13 protein-coding genes are annotated in these 16469 nt (G+C 72.0%); 1 reads left to right on the top strand and 12 read right to left on the bottom strand.

All coding sequences use genetic code 11. The features are described from left to right. Nucleotides 1-51: 51 nt before the first annotated feature. The 9 genes from ACLZOT_RS04440 to ACLZOT_RS04400 all read right to left on the bottom strand — a co-directional run bounded on the left by ACLZOT_RS04440 (nucleotide 52) and on the right by ACLZOT_RS04400 (nucleotide 11473). On the bottom strand, nucleotides 52-1098 hold the full coding sequence (locus ACLZOT_RS04440; RefSeq protein WP_416967364.1) for a LacI family DNA-binding transcriptional regulator: 1047 nt from the start codon (nucleotides 1096-1098) through the stop codon (nucleotides 52-54). 84 nt (nucleotides 1099-1182) lie between these two features. After that, nucleotides 1183-2199 carry a 1-aminocyclopropane-1-carboxylate deaminase gene (locus ACLZOT_RS04435; protein WP_416967363.1) on the bottom strand — a complete coding sequence of 339 codons (1017 nt, stop codon included), beginning with the start codon at nucleotides 2197-2199 and terminating at the stop codon, nucleotides 1183-1185. 30 nt (nucleotides 2200-2229) lie between these two features. After that, nucleotides 2230-2877: a GntR family transcriptional regulator gene (locus ACLZOT_RS04430; protein ID WP_416967362.1), complete on the bottom strand. Its 648-nt coding sequence runs from the start codon at nucleotides 2875-2877 to the stop codon at nucleotides 2230-2232. Nucleotides 2878-2974: 97 nt separating this feature from the next. Then, the gene (locus ACLZOT_RS04425) at nucleotides 2975-4555 is read right to left on the bottom strand and encodes a TROVE domain-containing protein (protein WP_416967361.1); all 1581 of its coding nucleotides are present in this window, start codon (nucleotides 4553-4555) and stop codon (nucleotides 2975-2977) included. A 371-nt stretch (nucleotides 4556-4926) separates the two neighbouring features. Beyond that, nucleotides 4927-6159 carry a hypothetical protein gene (locus ACLZOT_RS04420; protein WP_416967360.1) on the bottom strand — a complete coding sequence of 411 codons (1233 nt, stop codon included), beginning with the start codon at nucleotides 6157-6159 and terminating at the stop codon, nucleotides 4927-4929. A gap of 22 nt (nucleotides 6160-6181) precedes the next feature. After that, nucleotides 6182-7495 carry a hypothetical protein gene (locus tag ACLZOT_RS04415; RefSeq protein ID WP_416967359.1) on the bottom strand — a complete coding sequence of 438 codons (1314 nt, stop codon included), beginning with the start codon at nucleotides 7493-7495 and terminating at the stop codon, nucleotides 6182-6184. Nucleotides 7496-7623: 128 nt separating this feature from the next. After that, nucleotides 7624-8367: a Crp/Fnr family transcriptional regulator gene (locus tag ACLZOT_RS04410; protein WP_416967358.1), complete on the bottom strand. Its 744-nt coding sequence runs from the start codon at nucleotides 8365-8367 to the stop codon at nucleotides 7624-7626. A gap of 130 nt (nucleotides 8368-8497) precedes the next feature. Next, nucleotides 8498-9904: an alkaline phosphatase PhoX gene (locus ACLZOT_RS04405; protein ID WP_416967357.1), complete on the bottom strand. Its 1407-nt coding sequence runs from the start codon at nucleotides 9902-9904 to the stop codon at nucleotides 8498-8500. A 144-nt stretch (nucleotides 9905-10048) separates the two neighbouring features. Then, a complete protein-coding gene (locus tag ACLZOT_RS04400) occupies nucleotides 10049-11473 on the bottom strand; it encodes a hypothetical protein (protein WP_416967356.1) in 1425 nt (474 codons plus the stop codon). Between the two features lie 274 nt (nucleotides 11474-11747). Here ACLZOT_RS04400 and ACLZOT_RS04395 point away from each other — a divergent pair, with 274 nt between their 5' ends. Beyond that, nucleotides 11748-13565, top strand: coding sequence for an endonuclease/exonuclease/phosphatase (locus ACLZOT_RS04395; RefSeq protein ID WP_416967355.1), 1818 nt, complete (start codon nucleotides 11748-11750; stop codon nucleotides 13563-13565). Here the strand turns inward: ACLZOT_RS04395 and ACLZOT_RS04390 are convergent. The 3 genes from ACLZOT_RS04390 to ACLZOT_RS04380 are packed head-to-tail and all read right to left on the bottom strand — an operon-like array spanning nucleotide 13525 to nucleotide 16442. Next, complete coding sequence (locus ACLZOT_RS04390) at nucleotides 13525-14628, bottom strand: hypothetical protein (protein WP_416967354.1); 1104 nt, start codon at nucleotides 14626-14628, stop codon at nucleotides 13525-13527. The genes ACLZOT_RS04395 and ACLZOT_RS04390 overlap by 41 nt on opposite strands. Next, nucleotides 14625-15647: a hypothetical protein gene (locus ACLZOT_RS04385; protein WP_416967353.1), complete on the bottom strand. Its 1023-nt coding sequence runs from the start codon at nucleotides 15645-15647 to the stop codon at nucleotides 14625-14627. Before ACLZOT_RS04385 ends, ACLZOT_RS04390 begins: the two co-directional genes overlap by 4 nt. 9 nt (nucleotides 15648-15656) lie before the next feature. After that, nucleotides 15657-16442, bottom strand: coding sequence for a MinD/ParA family ATP-binding protein (locus ACLZOT_RS04380; protein ID WP_416967352.1), 786 nt, complete (start codon nucleotides 16440-16442; stop codon nucleotides 15657-15659). Nucleotides 16443-16469: the final 27 nt, after the last annotated feature.

The following is a 16469-nucleotide window of genomic DNA, read 5'->3' as shown; positions in this document are numbered from 1 at the left end:
AAGACACGTACACGGGGATTGTGCTGACGTCCTGTCAGCAGGACAGGGCGCTCAGGCCGAGGCCCGCACCACCAGTTCGGGGGTCACCCAGGCGTCCTCGCCGGACAGCGGTTCCTCCCCCGCGCGCAGCCGCGCGACCTGCTCGACCGCCAGCCTCCCGAGCAGGCGTTTGTCCAGGTCGAGGGTGGTGAGCGCGGGTTCGACGAGGGTGCCGAGCGCGAGCCCGTCGAAGCCCATCACCGCGAGGTCGCCGGGGACGGTCAGCCCGCGCCGGCGCGCGGTGCGCATCGCGCCGACCGCGATCAGGTCGTTGAACCCGAACACGGCGGTGACCTCCGGGTGGTGCTCGTCGAGCAGCCGCTCCATGCCGGCCTCGCCACCGAGGACGCTGTGCTCGGGGCAGCGCACGACCCACCGTTCGTCCAGGTCGAGGCCGTGCCGCCGGGCCTCGGCGAGGAACGCCTCCCGGCGGGGCCCGGGGCCGGGCGAGCGGTCCCCGTCGAGCATGCCGATCCGGCGGTGTCCGGCGCGGACGAGGTGCGCCATCCCGGCTTCGAGACCGCCCGCCGCGTCGATGCCGACGGCCGCGAACCGGGTCTGCTGCGGGCCGCGCTCCAGCAGGACGAGGGGGACGCCGCCGAGGTGGCGGGCGAGGACGTCGTCCTCGTTCTTGAAGTAGCCGACGACCGCGTCCGCCTGGTGGGACAGCATGTCCAGCGCCTCGCGCTCGCGGATCTCGTCGGAGCGGGTGTCGCAGACGACGACCTGCCAGCCGCGCTGCTCGGCGGCCTCCAGGACCCCGGCGGCGACCTCGGGGAAGAAGGGGTTCATCAGGTCGGGGATGACCAGCCCCGCGGTCACCGTGCCCTTGCTGACCATGCCGCGCGCGAACCGGCTCGGCCGGTAGTCCAGCAGCCGGGCGGCGTCCAGGACGCGTTGCTTGGTCGCCGGGTCGATCTCGCCCTTGTCGTTGACCGCGCGGGAGACCGTCTGCCGCGAGACGCCCGCCAGCCGGGCCACGTCATGGATGGTGGCCCGGCGGCCGGAGCCGTCAGGCTGCTCGATACGCGGCTTCTGTCGCTCTTCGTCGGCCCACACGCTGTGAACTGTATCCGGCCATCGCGCGAACATGATCCCCCGCGAACGGGCCCACGGCCGCAGGATCGCCGTGGGCCGGCCCGCTCAGAACAGGGCGCTGTACGCGTTCAGCGCCGGCTGCCCGCCCAAGTGGGCGTACAGCACGGTCGATTCGGCGCCGATCTCACCGCGCCGGACCAGATCGACCATGCCCGCCATGGACTTGCCCTCGTACACCGGGTCGGTGACCATGCCCTCCGTGCGGGCCGCGAGGCGCATCGCGTCGAGGGTCGTCTCGTCCGGGACGCCGTAGATCCCGGCGTGGTAGCGCTCGTCCAGCTCGACGTCGTCCTCGGTCAACTCGCGCTTGACGCCGATGAGTTGGCCGGTTCCCCGGGCGATGCGGGCGATCTGGGTCCGGGTGGCGGCGGGCTTCGCGGAGGCGTCGATGCCGAGCACCCGGCGGGGACGCCCGCCGGCCTCCTCCAGCGCCGCGAACCCGGCGACCATCCCGGCCTGCGTGGAGCCGGTGACGGAACAGACCACGACGGTGTCGAAGAAGACGCCCAACTCCCGTTCCTGCTCCGCGACTTCGTACGCCCACCCGGCGAACCCGAGCCCGCCGAGCGGATGGTCGGAGGCACCGGCCGGGATCGCGTACGGCGTACCGCCCGACTCCTCGACCTCCCTCAGCGCCTGCTCCCAGCTCTCCTTGAACCCGATCCCGAACCCGGCCTTCACAAGCCGGACGTCCGCCCCGGCGAGGCGGCTGATCAGGATGTTGCCGACCTTGTCGTAGACGGCGTCCGGCCAGTCCACCCAACTCTCCTGAACCAGCACGCACTTGAGCCCGGCGCGGGCGGCGACGGCGGCGACCTGGCGGGTGTGGTTGGACTGCACCCCGCCGATCGACACGAGCGTGTCGCACCCCTTCGCGAGGGCGTCGGCGACCAGGTACTCCAGCTTGCGCGTCTTGTTGCCGCCGTACGCCACACCGGAGTTGCAGTCCTCCCGCTTCGCCCACAGCGCGGCGCCGCCGAGGTGCGCGGTGAGCCGCTCCAGGGGGTGGACCGGGGAGGGGCCGAAGAGGAGGGGGTAACGCTCGTACGAGGAAAGGGACATGAGGGTCTCCCGAGGGTGTATCGACAACTGTCAGGCGAGGTCGACGAGTTCTTCCAGCCCGCGCCAGATCTCCGCCGTGACCCGCACCGCCCCGGTCACATCACCCGCCTCGCACGCGTCGATCAACTGCTCGTGCAGCCCGGTGGACCGGCAGTTCCCGCCCTCCCCGAACCGGCGCCGCTCCAGGCGGCGGATGAGGGGCGTGTAGCGCGCGACCGTGGCGGCGGCGGCGCGGTTGTCGCCGACCCGGACGAGTACGTCGTGCAGCTCGTCGTCGGCGAGGAGCGCGGCGTCGACGTCCCCCGCGACGACGGCGTCCGCGAACCGTTCGTTGGCGGCGCGCATCGCGGCGATGTCCGCGGGGGCGAGGCAGGGTACGGCGATCCGGGTGACCAGCTCGTGCATCGCGCCCACGACCGCGGCGGCGTCCCGCACCTCGCTCGCGACGAGCGGGGTGACCCGCGTGTAGCTCTGCGGCTTGCTCTCCAGCAGCCCTTCGTCCACGAGCCGCGCGAACGCCTCCCGCACCGGCGCCCGCGACAGTCCGAGCCGCTCGGCCAGGTCGATGTCCCGTACCACCGAGCCGGGTTCGATCTCTCCGCTGACGATCGCGTCCCGAATGGCTTCACAGGCGCGGTCCCTGAGGAGGGTGCGGCCCACGGGTCTTATGGCTTCCATGAATTGAAATGTTAAATGTCAGTCAGATGAAGGGCAAGGCCCGCACTCCCCCGAAGTGCGGGCCTCTATTCTCACGCGTGTTCTCACGCGGCGATTCTCAGGAAACCCACGGCCAGTCGGCGTTGCGCGCGCTCTCCAGCAGCGGCACCATCCGGAACGCCGCGTCCGAGAGCCCGCCGAACGTGTGCCGGTTCGCCTTCCCGGAAGGACCGTGACCAGCCCGGTATCCGGCCAAGTTCCAGGTGTAGACCGGGACATGGGCCGGGACCTGCTCCGTCGGGTCGCCGTGCGAGCTGTACGCGTACTGCTCGTCGGTGACGATCAGCACCCGGTCCTGGCCCCGGTAGTGGGAGCGGATCGCGGAGACCGTGTCGGTGCCGCCGAGGTCGCCGAAGCGCTCCAGGATCCGCAGCACCGACTCCCCCTTGTCGAGGTCGAGCCGCCGGCTCGTCGTCCCGAACTCGACGAGGTCCGCGTCCTCGGCGCGCAGCGCGAGCGCCGTGCCGAAGATCGCCGCCGCGTCGGCCCGGTTGAGCTGCGAGCGCTCCGAGAGGCGGTGCCACATCGAGCCGGACCGGTCGACGAGGACGAGGGTGCGGCCGGGCAGCGCGGGCACGTTGGCCAGCGAGTGGCCGAGCGCCCGCTCCAGCGGGTACGCCCAGCGCAGCGAGGGCGCGTGCCGGTACGCGGCGAGGTAGCGGAACGGGAACTGCCGGGAGCGCGCGACCTGTTCGGGGTCGCTGATCCGGGCGGCGACCTGAGCCGCGACCTCGTCGGAGACCCCGGCCTGGTCGAAGTTGCGCAGGTTGCGCACCAGGGCCATCGCGCCCATCGACGGGATGACCGCCTCCCACGCCTCCTTGTCCATCGGCCCCTGGAGCCAGCCCGCCAGCGCCTCCCACGTCATCCCGGCCGCCGCGAGCCGCTCGGCGCCGCCGGGCGAGGTGACGACCGCCCGCCGCCGCTCGACCGGCAGCTCCATCAACTCCCGGTGTGCCCGCAGCACTTGGTCCGACGCGGGCGCCACGGCCGTCTCCGGGTGGTGACGCCGGTCCAGCGCGTACCGGAACAGCTCACCCTGCCAGGGCTTCGCCGGGTCCGGCGCCGCGTGCACCAGGTTGAGGATATCGCCGAAGCGGTACCCCTTGGCCGAAGTGTCGTACTTCAGCAGGGACTTGGCGTGGTAGAGCCGCTGTACGGCGTCGGCGGTGCCGCGCTTGACGGGCTTCGGGATGTTACGGCCGTGGGTCGCCGTCCAGTAGGCGAGCAACTCGCCGGGCTCGTCCGGGCGTTGCAGTACGGAGTCCACGACCCGGCGGTTCGAGGGGCCCTCGGTGACGCCGGCCGCGAGGCGGGCGTGCACGTACTCGGCGGCGCCGACGACGGCCGCCGTACGGAGGTTGCCCTCGCCGCGCAGCCAGCCGAGGAGGCCGGCCGTCCAGTCGGGGTCGGTGACCGCCAACTTGCGTACCAGCGTGGCGAACCGGTTGTCGCGGGTGGCGCCGGACTCGTAGAAGGTGTCCTCGGAGACGAAGTTGGCGACCGCGAGCAGGAAGAGTTCGGAACGCGGGTCGCGTTCGCGGCCTCGGCCGCCTTCCTCGGTGCGCAGGGTGCGGCCGGTGGTGGTGACGGGAGATGTCGTCCGCGCCTTCGTGGCACGGGTGTTGAAACGGGCCATGGTGAATTCCCCCCGAAATTCAGTGAGTCGTGAGGGAAGGCACGGCGCGTGGAGGGGGCCCGAGGTCAGGAGTCGGCGACGGTACAAATCCTGGCGCGTCTTCCGTTCCGCCACATCGGCCCTGAGCCGATCACGGGATTCGAACCCGCACCCCTATTCCTAAGGACCAGGTCCCGAAGTAACCGTTGCCTGCGCACCGGGCACCCACCACAAGCCGCGCCTCCCGAGATCAAGTCGACTGCGGTGTCGGATTCTTTGGAAGAAGTAACCGCCGTCCGCGCACCGGGAGGTGCGTGCTTTCGTGTGCCTCACTCTAGGAGGCGTGTTCCGGGCGCTGCGAATCATTTTCCGTCCGGCGGCCGGAACTCCCGTCAGCAGGACGGGAGTCCGAGCCCGTCGCGTTGCCCCGGCTCGATCCAGATCGCGGAGATGTAGCCGAACCGGCCGTCGCCCGTACGGATGCCGTACCAGAGCGTGGTCTCGGCGAGGCCCTCGTTGGCGTCGTCGCGCGCGTTGCCGTCCTCGCCGTTGGTCGTCCGCTCCCCCTCGGTCCGGCAGACGGCGGTGATGCGGTCGCCGGTGCGCAGTTCGGTGCCGGGGAGGGCGCAGCCGTTCCTGGCGCAGAAGTTCTTCGTGACCTCGGACAGGTAGGCGGGCTTGTCCTCGCGCATCCGGGTCGGGCCGTCCGTGACCTTGTTGTGGACGGTGATCTCCCGGACGGGCGGCGGCGGTGTGGGTGTCGGTGTCGGTGTCGGGTCAACAGGCGGTGTCGACCCGACAGGCCGTGTCGGCGCCGCTCCGATCGTGAACGTGTCCCCCACCGTGCGCCCGGTGGACCCGTCCACGAGTTCCGTCGCGTACGTCCCTGCGGGGTCCCCCTCGCACGGCCACTTCCACGTGACCGAGCCGTCCGCCGCGACCGTGCCCGAGTCGGAGGCGAGCGGGTAGAGCGATCCGTCGGGACGGGTCGCCGAGACCGTGTACTCCCCGCCCGGGGTGAACCCCCCACTGCGGTTGCCCAGTCGACCGCCCGCGCTGGTGCAGACCCCCGTCACCTGGAAGACCAGCGGCTCGGGAGGGGGCGGCGTCGGGTCGTTCTCGTGGCCGATGCTGGGGCATTCGGAGGTCTCGTCCGTCTGGTCCCGGACCAGGTCCGACCAGACCCACCCCTCGCGGCCCTGCTCGGCGCCGCCCGCGACGGTGACCTTGAACCACTTCGCGGACGACGGGAGTTCCTGGTCCTCGCTCTCGTACTTCGGCGGAGGCGTGGTGCTCACCCAGCAGTGCATGGTCACGGCCGTGCCGTTCTCCAGGCTCGCGAGCGCCATGCAGTTGAGGCCCCACGCGTTCTGCCCCACCGGCTTGTCGGCACCGGCCTGCGGGCAACTGCGCAGCGTCACCTTCCCGTTGGCGCCCTCCTTGTCGTCGACGGGGCGGGTGTGGACGTACGGCGAACCGGCGCTCGTGGCACGGGCGTCGGCACTCTCCGACGCGGCGACCCCTTCGGCGGTCCGGGTGCCGGACGGGTCCCACGTGAGCCAGAAGGTCACACCGCCGACGAGCGCCACAGAGGTGACCGCCGTAAGCCATCGGTTGGTACGCATGGACGTTCTCCTTACGGGGTGTTCAGCCGACCCGGGCGACCTGGAACGTGTCGCGCGCGCTCTCGCCGGTGGTGCTGTCGGTGACGGTGATCGTGTACGTGCCCGGCGCGTCCTGCGCCTCGCAGGTCCAGCCGGTGTTCAGCGTCCCCCGCGCGGTCGCCGTACCGCCGGCGCCGTACGACAGGCCGTAGGGGCGGCCGTCGGGGTCGGTCACCGAGACCGTGTACGGCTTGCCGGGCGTGAACCCGCCCGAGCCGACCTGGAGCCGACCGCCCGGTGCGGTGCAGGTACCGCTGACGTCGACCCAGGGCTTGCCGGAATCGCCGGACGAGCCGCTGTCCGAGAGCAGCGAGGGCAGGAGCGCGCCCAGGGCCGCGATCACCGACGCGACGACGGTCGCCAGCGCCTGGTTCGACGTCCACCGGAAGCGACGACGCCGGGCGGCGGGGGCAGGGTCCGGGGCGGGGCCGGGGCCAGGTGCGGCGGAGCCGGGGTCCGGCGCGAGGCGAGAATCCGGCGCGGGACGAGGGCGCGGCGCGGGACGGCGGACGTCATCATCGCGCCCCTCCCCCTCCCCCTCCCCCTCCTCCCCCTCCCCCTGCGCCTCGCCACCGCGCACGCCACCGCCCGCCTCCCCACCCCGGCGGGCCTCCCCGCCGCCCGCCCTCTCGCCGCCCGTCCCCTCCCCCGTACCGCGACTCCGCGTCCCCTCGAACTCCTTGCGCAGCACCTCCAGTTCGGCCGTGTCGCACCCCGGCACGGTCAGCCAGGCCGTCTCGCGGAACCCCTTCTCCGGGATGTCCACCTCGATGCGCACGAACTGCTCCGGCGCGAGGCTCCCGTACCGCTCCTTGACGACCTCGTAGAGCCCGCCGCCGATCACGACGACCAGCGGCCGGTTCGGCAGCAGTGCGAGGGCCCGGCGGCACTGCTCGCAGTCCAGGAAGCGCCGCGCGGCGACCGTCGCACTGCCGAGGAGAGTGTCGCCGGCCAGCTTGCTGTACCCCTCCACCACCGCGAGCCGCAGCCGCGCCCACTGCTGCGGCCTGCGGCTCTCGTTCTCCTTGCCGAGTTCGACGGCGAGCGCCGGGACGTAGCGGTCCAGCAGGTCCAGCGCCCGCACGCGCTCGTTCCAGCGGGCCAGTTCGCCGTCGCCGTGGTTCTGGACGAACTCCTTGGCGTCCGGGATCTGGGCGCTGAGCGCGGCGTTGTCCCGCGCGTCGCCCACCGAGCGCAGCAGCGCCTGCTGGCCGTGGGGCGCGTTGCCGCTGTAGCCCGGTACGTCGTCGAAGGTGATGGCGCGGAGGACACTCCCCCTGTCGCTTTTCCGGATCATCTGCCATAACCCCTTACAGGAGTGGCGATCGGTGTGACACGCGGCGCACCGGGTCAACCGGGCATCGCGTGGCAGCAGTATGACGATCTGCCCGCACTCCGTGACGGCACGCCGTCAGATGACGGGTTCTACGGCTGCCGCGAACCGTACGCGCGCAGCTTCTCGACGTCCGGCACCTCGATCCTGCGGTACCCGACGGAGACGAGTCTCCGCTCCTTGAGCCTGCTCAGGGCGCGGTACGCGGTGCTCTCGCTGACGCCGATCAGCGCACCCCACTCGTCCTGCGTGAGGTCCACGCCGATGATCGCCCCGTCCCCGCCGGGCTTGCCCCGCACCCCGTAGTCGTCCGCCATGTCCGTGATGACCTGCGCGAGCCGCACCTCCGTCGCCCACCCGGCGATCCCGGCACGCCGCCGGGTGGCCGCCCTGAGTTTGCGGGCCACGGCGGTCGTGAGCCGGACGTGCGCGTCCGGCAGAGCCCGCAGCGCGTCGAGGAAGCGGGGCCCCTCGATGCGTACGGCGCGGACGGGTTCACGGCCGCGTACCCAGACCGTGGCGGTGCGCCGGACCCCTTCCAGCATGGCGAGTTCGCCGATGACGTCGCCGCCGGTGCGCACGGCGAGGAGCATGCTGCGGTCGCTGTCCGTGCGCGCGGTGACCTTCACGGTCGAGGACAGCAGCAGGAAGACGTCGGTGCCCTCGTCCCCCTCGGCCACGAGGACCTCTCCCCGGCCGAACTCGACGACGACGCCCGCCTCGACGAGGGCGACGCGGTCGTCGTGGCTCAGCCGGGCGAGGAAGGTGCCCTGGCCCCAGCCGCCGTGGTACGCCCGGATCATGCCGGGTACGTCGGGCACCTCGATCCGTTCCACCGTGCGCCCCCGTCGCCCGTGCCGCCGTGATGGTGGCATTGTGCTGCGCCGGGGGCGTCGCGGGGGGCGGTGCGCGGCGAGGATCAGCGCATGGGCCGACGGGCGTCTCCGCTCATCGGCCCATCCGGAATCACCGCTTCTGCCGCTTCCACGGCCCCGTGATCGCCACCATGATCCCGGGCGTCTGGATGCTGGCGTACAGCGTCCGCCCGTCCGGCGAGAAGGTCACGCCCGCGAACTCGCCGTAGTCCGGAGCCTCTTCGGTGCCGATGTTGAGTTCGTTGCGGGCGATGGGGTAGGTGCGGCCGGAGTCGGTGGCGCCGAAGAGGTGCTGGGCGCCCTCGCCGTCCTCGGCGATGACGAGGCCGCCGTAGGGGGAGACGGTGATGTTGTCGGGTCCGAGGTAGGCGTCGTCCCCGGCGGGACCCAGCAGCACCTTCAGGGTCAGTGTGCGGCGCTCGGGGTGGTAGAACCAGACCTGTCCGTCGTGCTGGACGGGGCTCCCGGAGCGGGCGTAGGAGGAGACGAAGTAGGCGCCGCCGTCGCCCCACCACATGCCCTCCAGTTTGCGGGCCCGGGTGACCTCGCCGTCGGCGAACTGCATCCGTACGGGGAGGGTGCCGGCGTCCCGGTCGGGTACGTCCACCCAGTCGACCCCGTACACCGTGCCGGTCCTCGTCGCCCGGGACAGGTCGTCCACGAAGGCGCCGGTGGAGTCGAAGCACCTGGGTGCCTGGAGGACACCCGCGTCGTCGGCGAGGGTGCGCAGCTTCCCCCTGCCGTGCCGGAAGCCCTCGGGCGGGGTCCAGCGGAACAGCAGGCCGCTGGGCCTCGCGGCGTCCTCGGTGAGGTAGGCGTGGCCGCGCCTGGGGTCGATGACGACGGCCTCGTGGTCGTAACGCCCGAAGAACTTCAGGGGTTTCGGGTCCTTGTTGGCGCGGCGGTCGACGGGGTCGACCTCGAAGACGTACCCGTGGTCCTTGGTCATGCCGTTGGTGCCGGCGCGGTCGGAGTTCTCCTCGCAGGTCAGCCAGGTTCCCCAAGGGGTGCGTCCCCCCGCGCAGTTGGTGGAGGTCCCGGCGATCCCGACCCACTCGGCGACCTGTCCGTCGGGGCGTACCTCGACGACCGTGCAGCCACCGGAGGCGGCGGGGTCGTAGACCAGTCCGTCGGTGAGCGGCACCGGGTGGGTCCAGCCGTCGCGCGGTCCCTGCAACTCGTGGTTGTTGACCAGCAGGGTCGTTCCACGCGGTCCGTCGAACGCGGCCGTCCCGTCGTGGTTGGACGGCGTGAACTCCCCCGACTCCAGCCTGGTGCGTCCGCTGTGGGTGATGACCCGGTAGGTGAACCCCGCGGGAAGCGCGAGCAGTCCCCGGGGGTCGGCGATCAGCGGCCCGTACCCCAGGTCCTCGCTCCCGGTGCCGGTGGACGCGAGGGCGTTGGGTGCGGAGGCGAGCACTCCCGCGCTTCCGGCCAGTACGACGCCGGCTCCGGTGAGCGCGGATCTCGTGGCGAAGTCCCTGCGGGTGAGCGGCATGGTGGTCTCCTGAGTCGGTCGAAGTGCCGATGGAGGGCGGCGTACGAGGGTCCGCCGACCCGCCTCGGGTCACATCCGAACATCAGGTGGACAACGCGCCAAGGACACGGACCGCCGCACGGAACGGCAGCCGTGGCACAGGGCTCAACTCCCTTGCTGCGACCGCGCCTTGAACGCCGCCTTACGGGCCTCCTTGGCGACCCGCTTGTCCGGGTGCAGCCTCCCCATCGCCTCCAGCACGTCCGCCGTCGCCGGATGCCCCACCCGCCACACCGCCGCGAAGAACCCCTCGTGCTGCGCGGCCAACCCCTCGACCAGCGCCTGGAGTTCCTCGGAGTTCCCCTCGGCGGCCAGTTGCGCGGCCACCGTGTCGATGGTCAGCCAGAACACCATCTCCTCGGACGGCGCGGGCACATCGGCGAACCCCAGCTCGCTGAGCCACACCCGCGCGAGCCCGCCCAGCTCGGGATCGTCGAGGACGTCCCGTACGGCGGGTTCCGCCTCCGCCCCGACGAGCGACAGCGCCTGCTGGCACCGCAGCCGCCGCAGCGGAGCCCCTTCGTCGGCGCCCCGGGCGGCCGCGAGCAACTCCCGCGCCGCGTCGAGGGGTTGACGCCGCCCGAGCCACTGCTCGGTCTCGGCCTGCGCCGCGCGCGAGCCGTAGGACGCGGTCCCGTCGAGCAGCGCGTCGGCGCCCTTGTCGGCGAGTTCCCCGACCGCCGGCACGACGAACCCGGCGTCGAGGAGCCGGGCCCGCAGCCCGTACCGGCCGAGCGGGGTGAGCCGTACCATCCCGTACCGCGAGACGTCGGTCTCGTCGACGCCGTCGGCGGCCTCGCCGTCCCCTCCGTCCATGAGTGCCTCGTCGACGGGGTCGTACTCGACGAGCCCGACGGGCTCCAGCAGCCGGAACTGGTCGTCGAGGCGCATCATCGCGTCGGAGACCTGTTCCAGGACGTCGTTGGTGGGCTCCCCCATGTCCCCGGGGACGATCATCGAGGCGGCGAGGGCGGGCAGCGGGACGGGGCCCTCGCCGGGGCCGTCCTCGCTGACGGAGAGCAGGTAGAGGTTGCCGAGGACGCCGTCGAGGAACTCGGCCTCGGCCTCGGGGTCCCAGTCGAGTTCGGAGAGGTCGACCCGGCCGCCCTCGTCCATCATCTCCATGAGCGCGTCGAGGTCGGGGGTGGCGGCGTCGGCGAGGGCGGTCTCCAGCGCGGCGAGCCACACGGTCAGGACGTCCTGCGGGGAGCCGCCGAGCAGCGCGAGGTCCTCGCCGGTGCGGACGGTCCCGGCCTCCTCGTCGGCGATCTCGACGAGCCCGGCGTCGACGGCGACCCGCCACGCCTCGCTGGCGTACGCGGGAGCGTCCTCCCCGGTCAGCCCCAGTTCCTCGGCGGCGGCCGGCAGCTGCTCCTCCACGAGCCCGCCCCCGGCGTCCACCCGGGTCCCGGGCCCTGCCCACCGGGCGAGCCGCGCGGCCCGCTCCAGCAGCGGCACGGCGAGCGCCTCGCGCGCCAGCTCCGCTTCGGGGGCGAGCCGCACGGGCGGCAGGGGGGAGCTGTCTGACATCGGCTGTTCTCCTCAGCGGTACGACCCGTAAGTACCTCACCCCGAAGCCTAGACGGGTTTCGCCCCCTGTCGCCCGGTTCACCTGCCCGTCAGCCCCCGTACATGGCCGAAACCTTGACAAGTGGCGCGATCAACAAGGAGATTGACGCGCGTAGAAACAGGGAACGACTGTTCACCGTCCTCTCCGTTTCTCTACGCGTGTCACACACCCCGCACTCCCCCCACGCGCTGTGCCGTCCTTGCCCCGACCCATTCCCGCCCCGGAGGGATCAACTTGCCCAGCAAGTCGTCCGCGCGTCTCGCCGCGCTCACCGTCGCCGCCGTCTGCTCGGCCGCGTCCACCGTCGTCCTCGTCTCGCCCGCGCACGCGGACACCGTCCGCATCCACGACATCCAGGGCACGACCCGGACCTCGCCGTACGCCGGACAGCAGGTCACGGACGTGGCGGGCATCGTCACGGGCATCCGTACGTACGGCTCGTCCAAGGGTTTCTGGATCCAGGACCCGAACCCGGACGCGAACCCGGCGACCAGTGAGGGCGTCTTCGTCTTCACCAGCTCGGCCCCCAAGGGCGTCGCGGTCGGCGACGCGGTCACGGTCACGGGTACGGTCTCGGAGTTCGTCCCCGGCGGCACCGCCTCCGGCAACCAGGCGATCACCGAGATCACGAAGCCGGTCACCACGGTCGTCTCCAGCGGCAACGCGGTCCCGGCGCCGGTCGTCATCAACGCGCGGTCGGTCCCCGCCGCGTACGCGCCCGCCCCGAACGGCTCGATCAACGCCCTCACCCTGGAGCCCAGGAAGTACGCCCTGGACTACTACGAGTCCCTGGAGGGCATGAACGTCCAGGTCGCCGACACCCGCGTGGTCGGCGCCACGGACCCGTTCACCGAGCTGTGGGTGACGGTCAAGCCGTGGGAGAACACGAACCGCCGGGGCGGCACGCTCTACGGCTCGTACGGCTCGCAGAACACCGGCCGCCTCCAGATCCAGTCCCTCGGCGCGACCGCGGACTTCCCCGTCGCGAACGTCGGCGACACCCTCAAGGGCGCGACGACCGGCCCCCTCGACTACAACCAGTTCGGTGGCTACACCCTCGTGGCGAGCCGGCTCGGCACGCTGAAGAGCGCCGGCGTCCAGCGCGAGACGACCCGCAAGCAGTCCAGGAACGAGCTGGCGGTCGCGACGTACAACGTCGAGAACCTCGACCCCTCGGACAACACGTTCGCCGAGCACGCCGCCGCGATCGTGCACAACCTCCAGTCGCCCGACATCGTGTCCCTGGAGGAGATCCAGGACGACAACGGCGCGAAGAACGACGGCACGACCGCCGCGGACGTCACGGTCACCAAGCTGATCGACGCGATCGTCGCGGCCGGCGGCCCGAAGTACGACTGGCGTTCGATCTCCCCGCTCGACGGCCAGGACGGCGGCGAGCCCGGCGGCAACATCCGCCAGGTGTTCCTGTTCAACCCCGAGCGCGTCTCCTTCACGGACCGCGCGGGCGGCGACGCCACGACGGCCGTCGGTGTCACGAAGGTGCGCGGCAAGGCCGAACTGACCGTCTCCCCCGGCCGGATCGACCCGGCGAACGAGGCGTGGAAGAACAGCCGCAAGCCGCTCGTCGGCGAGTTCACCTTCCGCGGCAAGACCGTCTTCCTGATCGCCAACCACTTCAACTCCAAGGGCGGCGACCAGGCTCTGACCTCGCAGTACCAGCCCCCGGCCCGCTCCTCCGAGGTGCAGCGCCACCAGCAGGCCACGCTGGTCAACGCGTTCGTCAAGAACATCCTGGACACCCAGAAGAACGCGGACGTCATCGCGCTCGGCGACATCAACGACTTCGAGTTCTCCGGCACCGCGCAGATCCTGGAGTCGGACGGCGCGCTCTGGTCGGCGATCAAGTCCCTGCCGAAGAGCGAGCGTTACTCGTACGTCTACCAGGGCAACGCGCAGGTCCTCGACCAGATCCTGATCAGCCCCTCGATCCGCCGGTCCTGCGACTTCGCGTACGACTCCGTGCACATCAACTCGGAGTTCCACGACCAGATCAGCGACCACGACCCGCAGGTGCTGCGCTTCCAGCCGTAGCGGTACGTGAACGACGGCCCGGCCCCCTCTTCCACCGAGGGACCGGGCCGTTCCCCTTCCCCGCCCCGCCCACGGTCGAATTCGCCAGCCAGTGCAGCAGGTTGACGGTCACGATCGCGGGCGCGACGATCGCCGGCGCGCGCGGGAACGCCGGTTCGAGGGAGAGCGCGAGGACGATCGCGGTGACCCCGTTCTGCTGGCCGAGCGCGAGCAGCACCCGGTCCCCGCGCGACAGGCGCCGGGTCAGCACCGACGCGACGGCGGCGTGCGCGGCGAACGCGGCGGCGCCCAGCACGACCCCGTACCCGACACTGACGCCCCCGACGAGCAGCAGCCCGAGCAGGATCGCGGCGAACCCGTAGGCGAACCTGGTCACTTGGGGGAGCCGGCGCCCCAGCGCCTCCGGCCGGAAGAACAGCCCGACGACCGCGATCCCCAGCATCAGCGTGTACGACGCGGCGAGCACCAGCATCCCCGCGACCAGGACGACCCCGGCCGCATCGGCGAGACGCCCGCGCCACCGGCGTACGAAGAACCACACGGCCCCGGCGCCCCCCACCAGCACGGCGCTCCAGCCGAGTTGGGCCGCGTACCCTCCTGCCGAGCCGCCGATGCCCGCGCCGTCGGCTACCAGGGGGACCGTGAACGCGGTGAGCAGGACGGTCACGGGGTCGTCGAAGGACGCCCAGACGGAGAGGATCGTCTTCGCGCGCGGGGACATGCGGGAGGAGTCGCGCAGGGCGGCGACGGAGAGGGGGTCGACCTGGGCGACGGTGATCGCGAGGACGAGGTACGCGGGATCGCTCACCACGGCCCAGAGCGCGAGAGCGATCAGGGCGGCTTTGGCGACGACGCCGACCGTCACCGCGAGGAGCAGCAGCCCGAGGTGGTCGCGGGCCTCACGCAGCGAGATGTCGCAGGTGGCGCCGTAGAGGCCGACGGCGAGCAGGAGCATCGTCGTGAACAGGAACCCGTCCAACCCGCCGGGGCTGTCCGCGCCGGTGGCGAGCCCGGTCACCCAGCCCGCCGCCAGCAGGCCGAGCAGCAGGGCGAGTTGCCTCACCTCTCGGCCGTGAGAACGCCCTGCACGGTCGAGGTCAGTGCGGCCATCGCGCGGTCGGCGTAGAAGACGCGGTCCTGGTTGAGGGTGACGCCGAGCAGGAAGGGTCCGTCGCCGACGACGGAGTAGTAGAGGGCGCCCTCGTCGACGTCGAGGACGGTGCGGGTGAGCCGGCCGGGCAGGACGGCTTTCAAGGAGTGGTTGAGGCGGGCGACGACGAACGGCAGCCGCTGGGCGATGTCCTGGTAGCGGTCGCGGCGGCTCTGCCGGCTGATGTTGCGGAAGTAGGGGGTGAGCTGGGCGAGTTCGAGGACGTCGGTGGAGAGGAAGCCGGCCGGGTCGAGGTAGGCGACGTAGTGCAGGTCCTCGACGGACAGGGCGGCGGCGCAGGCGGTGAGGAGGTCCTCGGGGCAGGGGCCGACGGCGCCGGAGCGGTCGGTGTGCAGGGCTTCGGTGAGGGTCGTCGGGCCGTCCGGCTTCGAACGGCTGGGCGGCGGCGGTTTCTTGAGGTCGGGCGGCTCGAACCCGCCGTAGTTCGGGCCGTGCTGGCGCAGGGTCTCCGCGAACCGGACGGCGAGGGCGGCCATGGCGCGGTCGCCGGACTCGTCGTGCTCGCCGCCCAGCGAGACGCCGGTCAGGTACTCGCCGGGGCGGACGTAGTAGTGGAAGACGGAGGCTTCGCCCAGTCTGAGGACGGTGCGGATGAGGCGTCCGCTCTCGGCGGGGCGCAGCGCGCGGTCCATCCGGCCGAGCAGGAAGTTCAGCTGGCGTCCGACGCGGATGTACAGCTCGCGGTCGACGGCGGCGTCCTCGGCGACCGACTCCAGGATGTCCACGGAGTAGTTGTAGACACCCCGGTGGTAGGCGGCGACGTGGTGGAGCCCGTCGGAGTGCAGCGCCTCGGCGCACATCTCGACGAAGTCGTCGCTGGCGGTGGTGACATGGGCCGCGCGCAGGCGCAGCGGGGTCAGCACCGAGGTCCTGGTGAGGGTGTCGGTTCGGTCGGGGTCCGCGGTGTCCACCACGCCTCCTCAGTGGCCGCCTGGGCCGAAGCCGGTGCGGAACAGGTCGGGTTCGAGCGCTTCGAGGCCCTCGCGGAACGCCTTGCCGAAGGGGCTCTGCGGGCCGGGCAGCGCCCCCTGGGCGACGGTCTGCGCGGCTCGGGGGTCGTAGGGCAGGTCGAGAATGGTGCGTACTGGCAGTGTGTCCCTGGAGGCCGCGCCTCCAACCCCGTTTGCCGAATTGTGGCCGGGAAGTCGCGGAGGGGGACCGGGTCTGTTCGCCACGTATCCCGCGAGCTTGCGCAGCAGTCCCGCCCGCTCCAGGCGGGCGGTGAGTTCGCGTACGGCGGGATGGGTACGGCCGTCCGGCGGGCCGACGAGGAAGACGTACTCGACGCTCTCGCAGACCCGGCGCGTGCACGGCCCCCAGCCGGTGCCGCAGTCGACGAGGAGGCAGCCGGCGATCTCGGCGAGGCTCTCGGTGGCCCGGCCGACGATGTCGGGCAGGTCGGGGCGGCCGGCGAACGCCGAACTGCCCCGGCCGCGCAGCCCGTCGAAGAGGCTCATGTTCTTGCTGCGGCCGTCGCTGGAGCACAGTTCGCGCAGCAGCGGCTGGGCGGCCCGGTCGCGCAGCGCGATCTTCTCCTCCCGCGCGAACCCGACGAGCCCACAGCCCTGTTCGTCGCCGCAGGGCCGCTGCCAGGCGGTGAGCAGCGCGGTGAGCCCGGCGCTCTCCAGGTCGGCGTCCATGAGGACGACGTCCTGCCCCTTGGGCCCCGTCTCGGCGTCGATCAGCGCTCCGGCGGTGGCCGTCACGAGGCTCGCCCCGGTTCCTCTCCACGG

Origin of the sequence: Streptomyces sp. 4F14, assembly GCF_048159485.1 — a bacterium.
In the GTDB taxonomy this organism is placed as follows: Bacteria; Actinomycetota; Actinomycetes; order Streptomycetales; family Streptomycetaceae; genus Streptomyces.
The sequence above is the reverse complement of the archived record's forward strand: the minus strand, read 5'-3'. Positions and strand labels throughout refer to the sequence as shown.

What these genes read in the sequence shown, in the direction of transcription:
- ACLZOT_RS04430 (WP_416967362.1), bottom strand. Translation starts at nt 2,877, where the DNA reads ATGGAAGCCATAAGACCCGTGGGCCGCACCCTCCTCAGGGACCGCGCC.
- ACLZOT_RS04415 (WP_416967359.1), bottom strand. Translation starts at nt 7,495, where the DNA reads ATGATCCGGAAAAGCGACAGGGGGAGTGTCCTCCGCGCCATCACCTTC.
- ACLZOT_RS04425 (WP_416967361.1), bottom strand. Translation starts at nt 4,555, where the DNA reads ATGGCCCGTTTCAACACCCGTGCCACGAAGGCGCGGACGACATCTCCC.
- ACLZOT_RS04420 (WP_416967360.1), bottom strand. Translation starts at nt 6,159, where the DNA reads ATGCGTACCAACCGATGGCTTACGGCGGTCACCTCTGTGGCGCTCGTC.
- ACLZOT_RS04400 (WP_416967356.1), bottom strand. Translation starts at nt 11,473, where the DNA reads ATGTCAGACAGCTCCCCCCTGCCGCCCGTGCGGCTCGCCCCCGAAGCG.
- ACLZOT_RS04405 (WP_416967357.1), bottom strand. Translation starts at nt 9,904, where the DNA reads ATGCCGCTCACCCGCAGGGACTTCGCCACGAGATCCGCGCTCACCGGA.
- ACLZOT_RS04435 (WP_416967363.1), bottom strand. Translation starts at nt 2,199, where the DNA reads ATGTCCCTTTCCTCGTACGAGCGTTACCCCCTCCTCTTCGGCCCCTCC.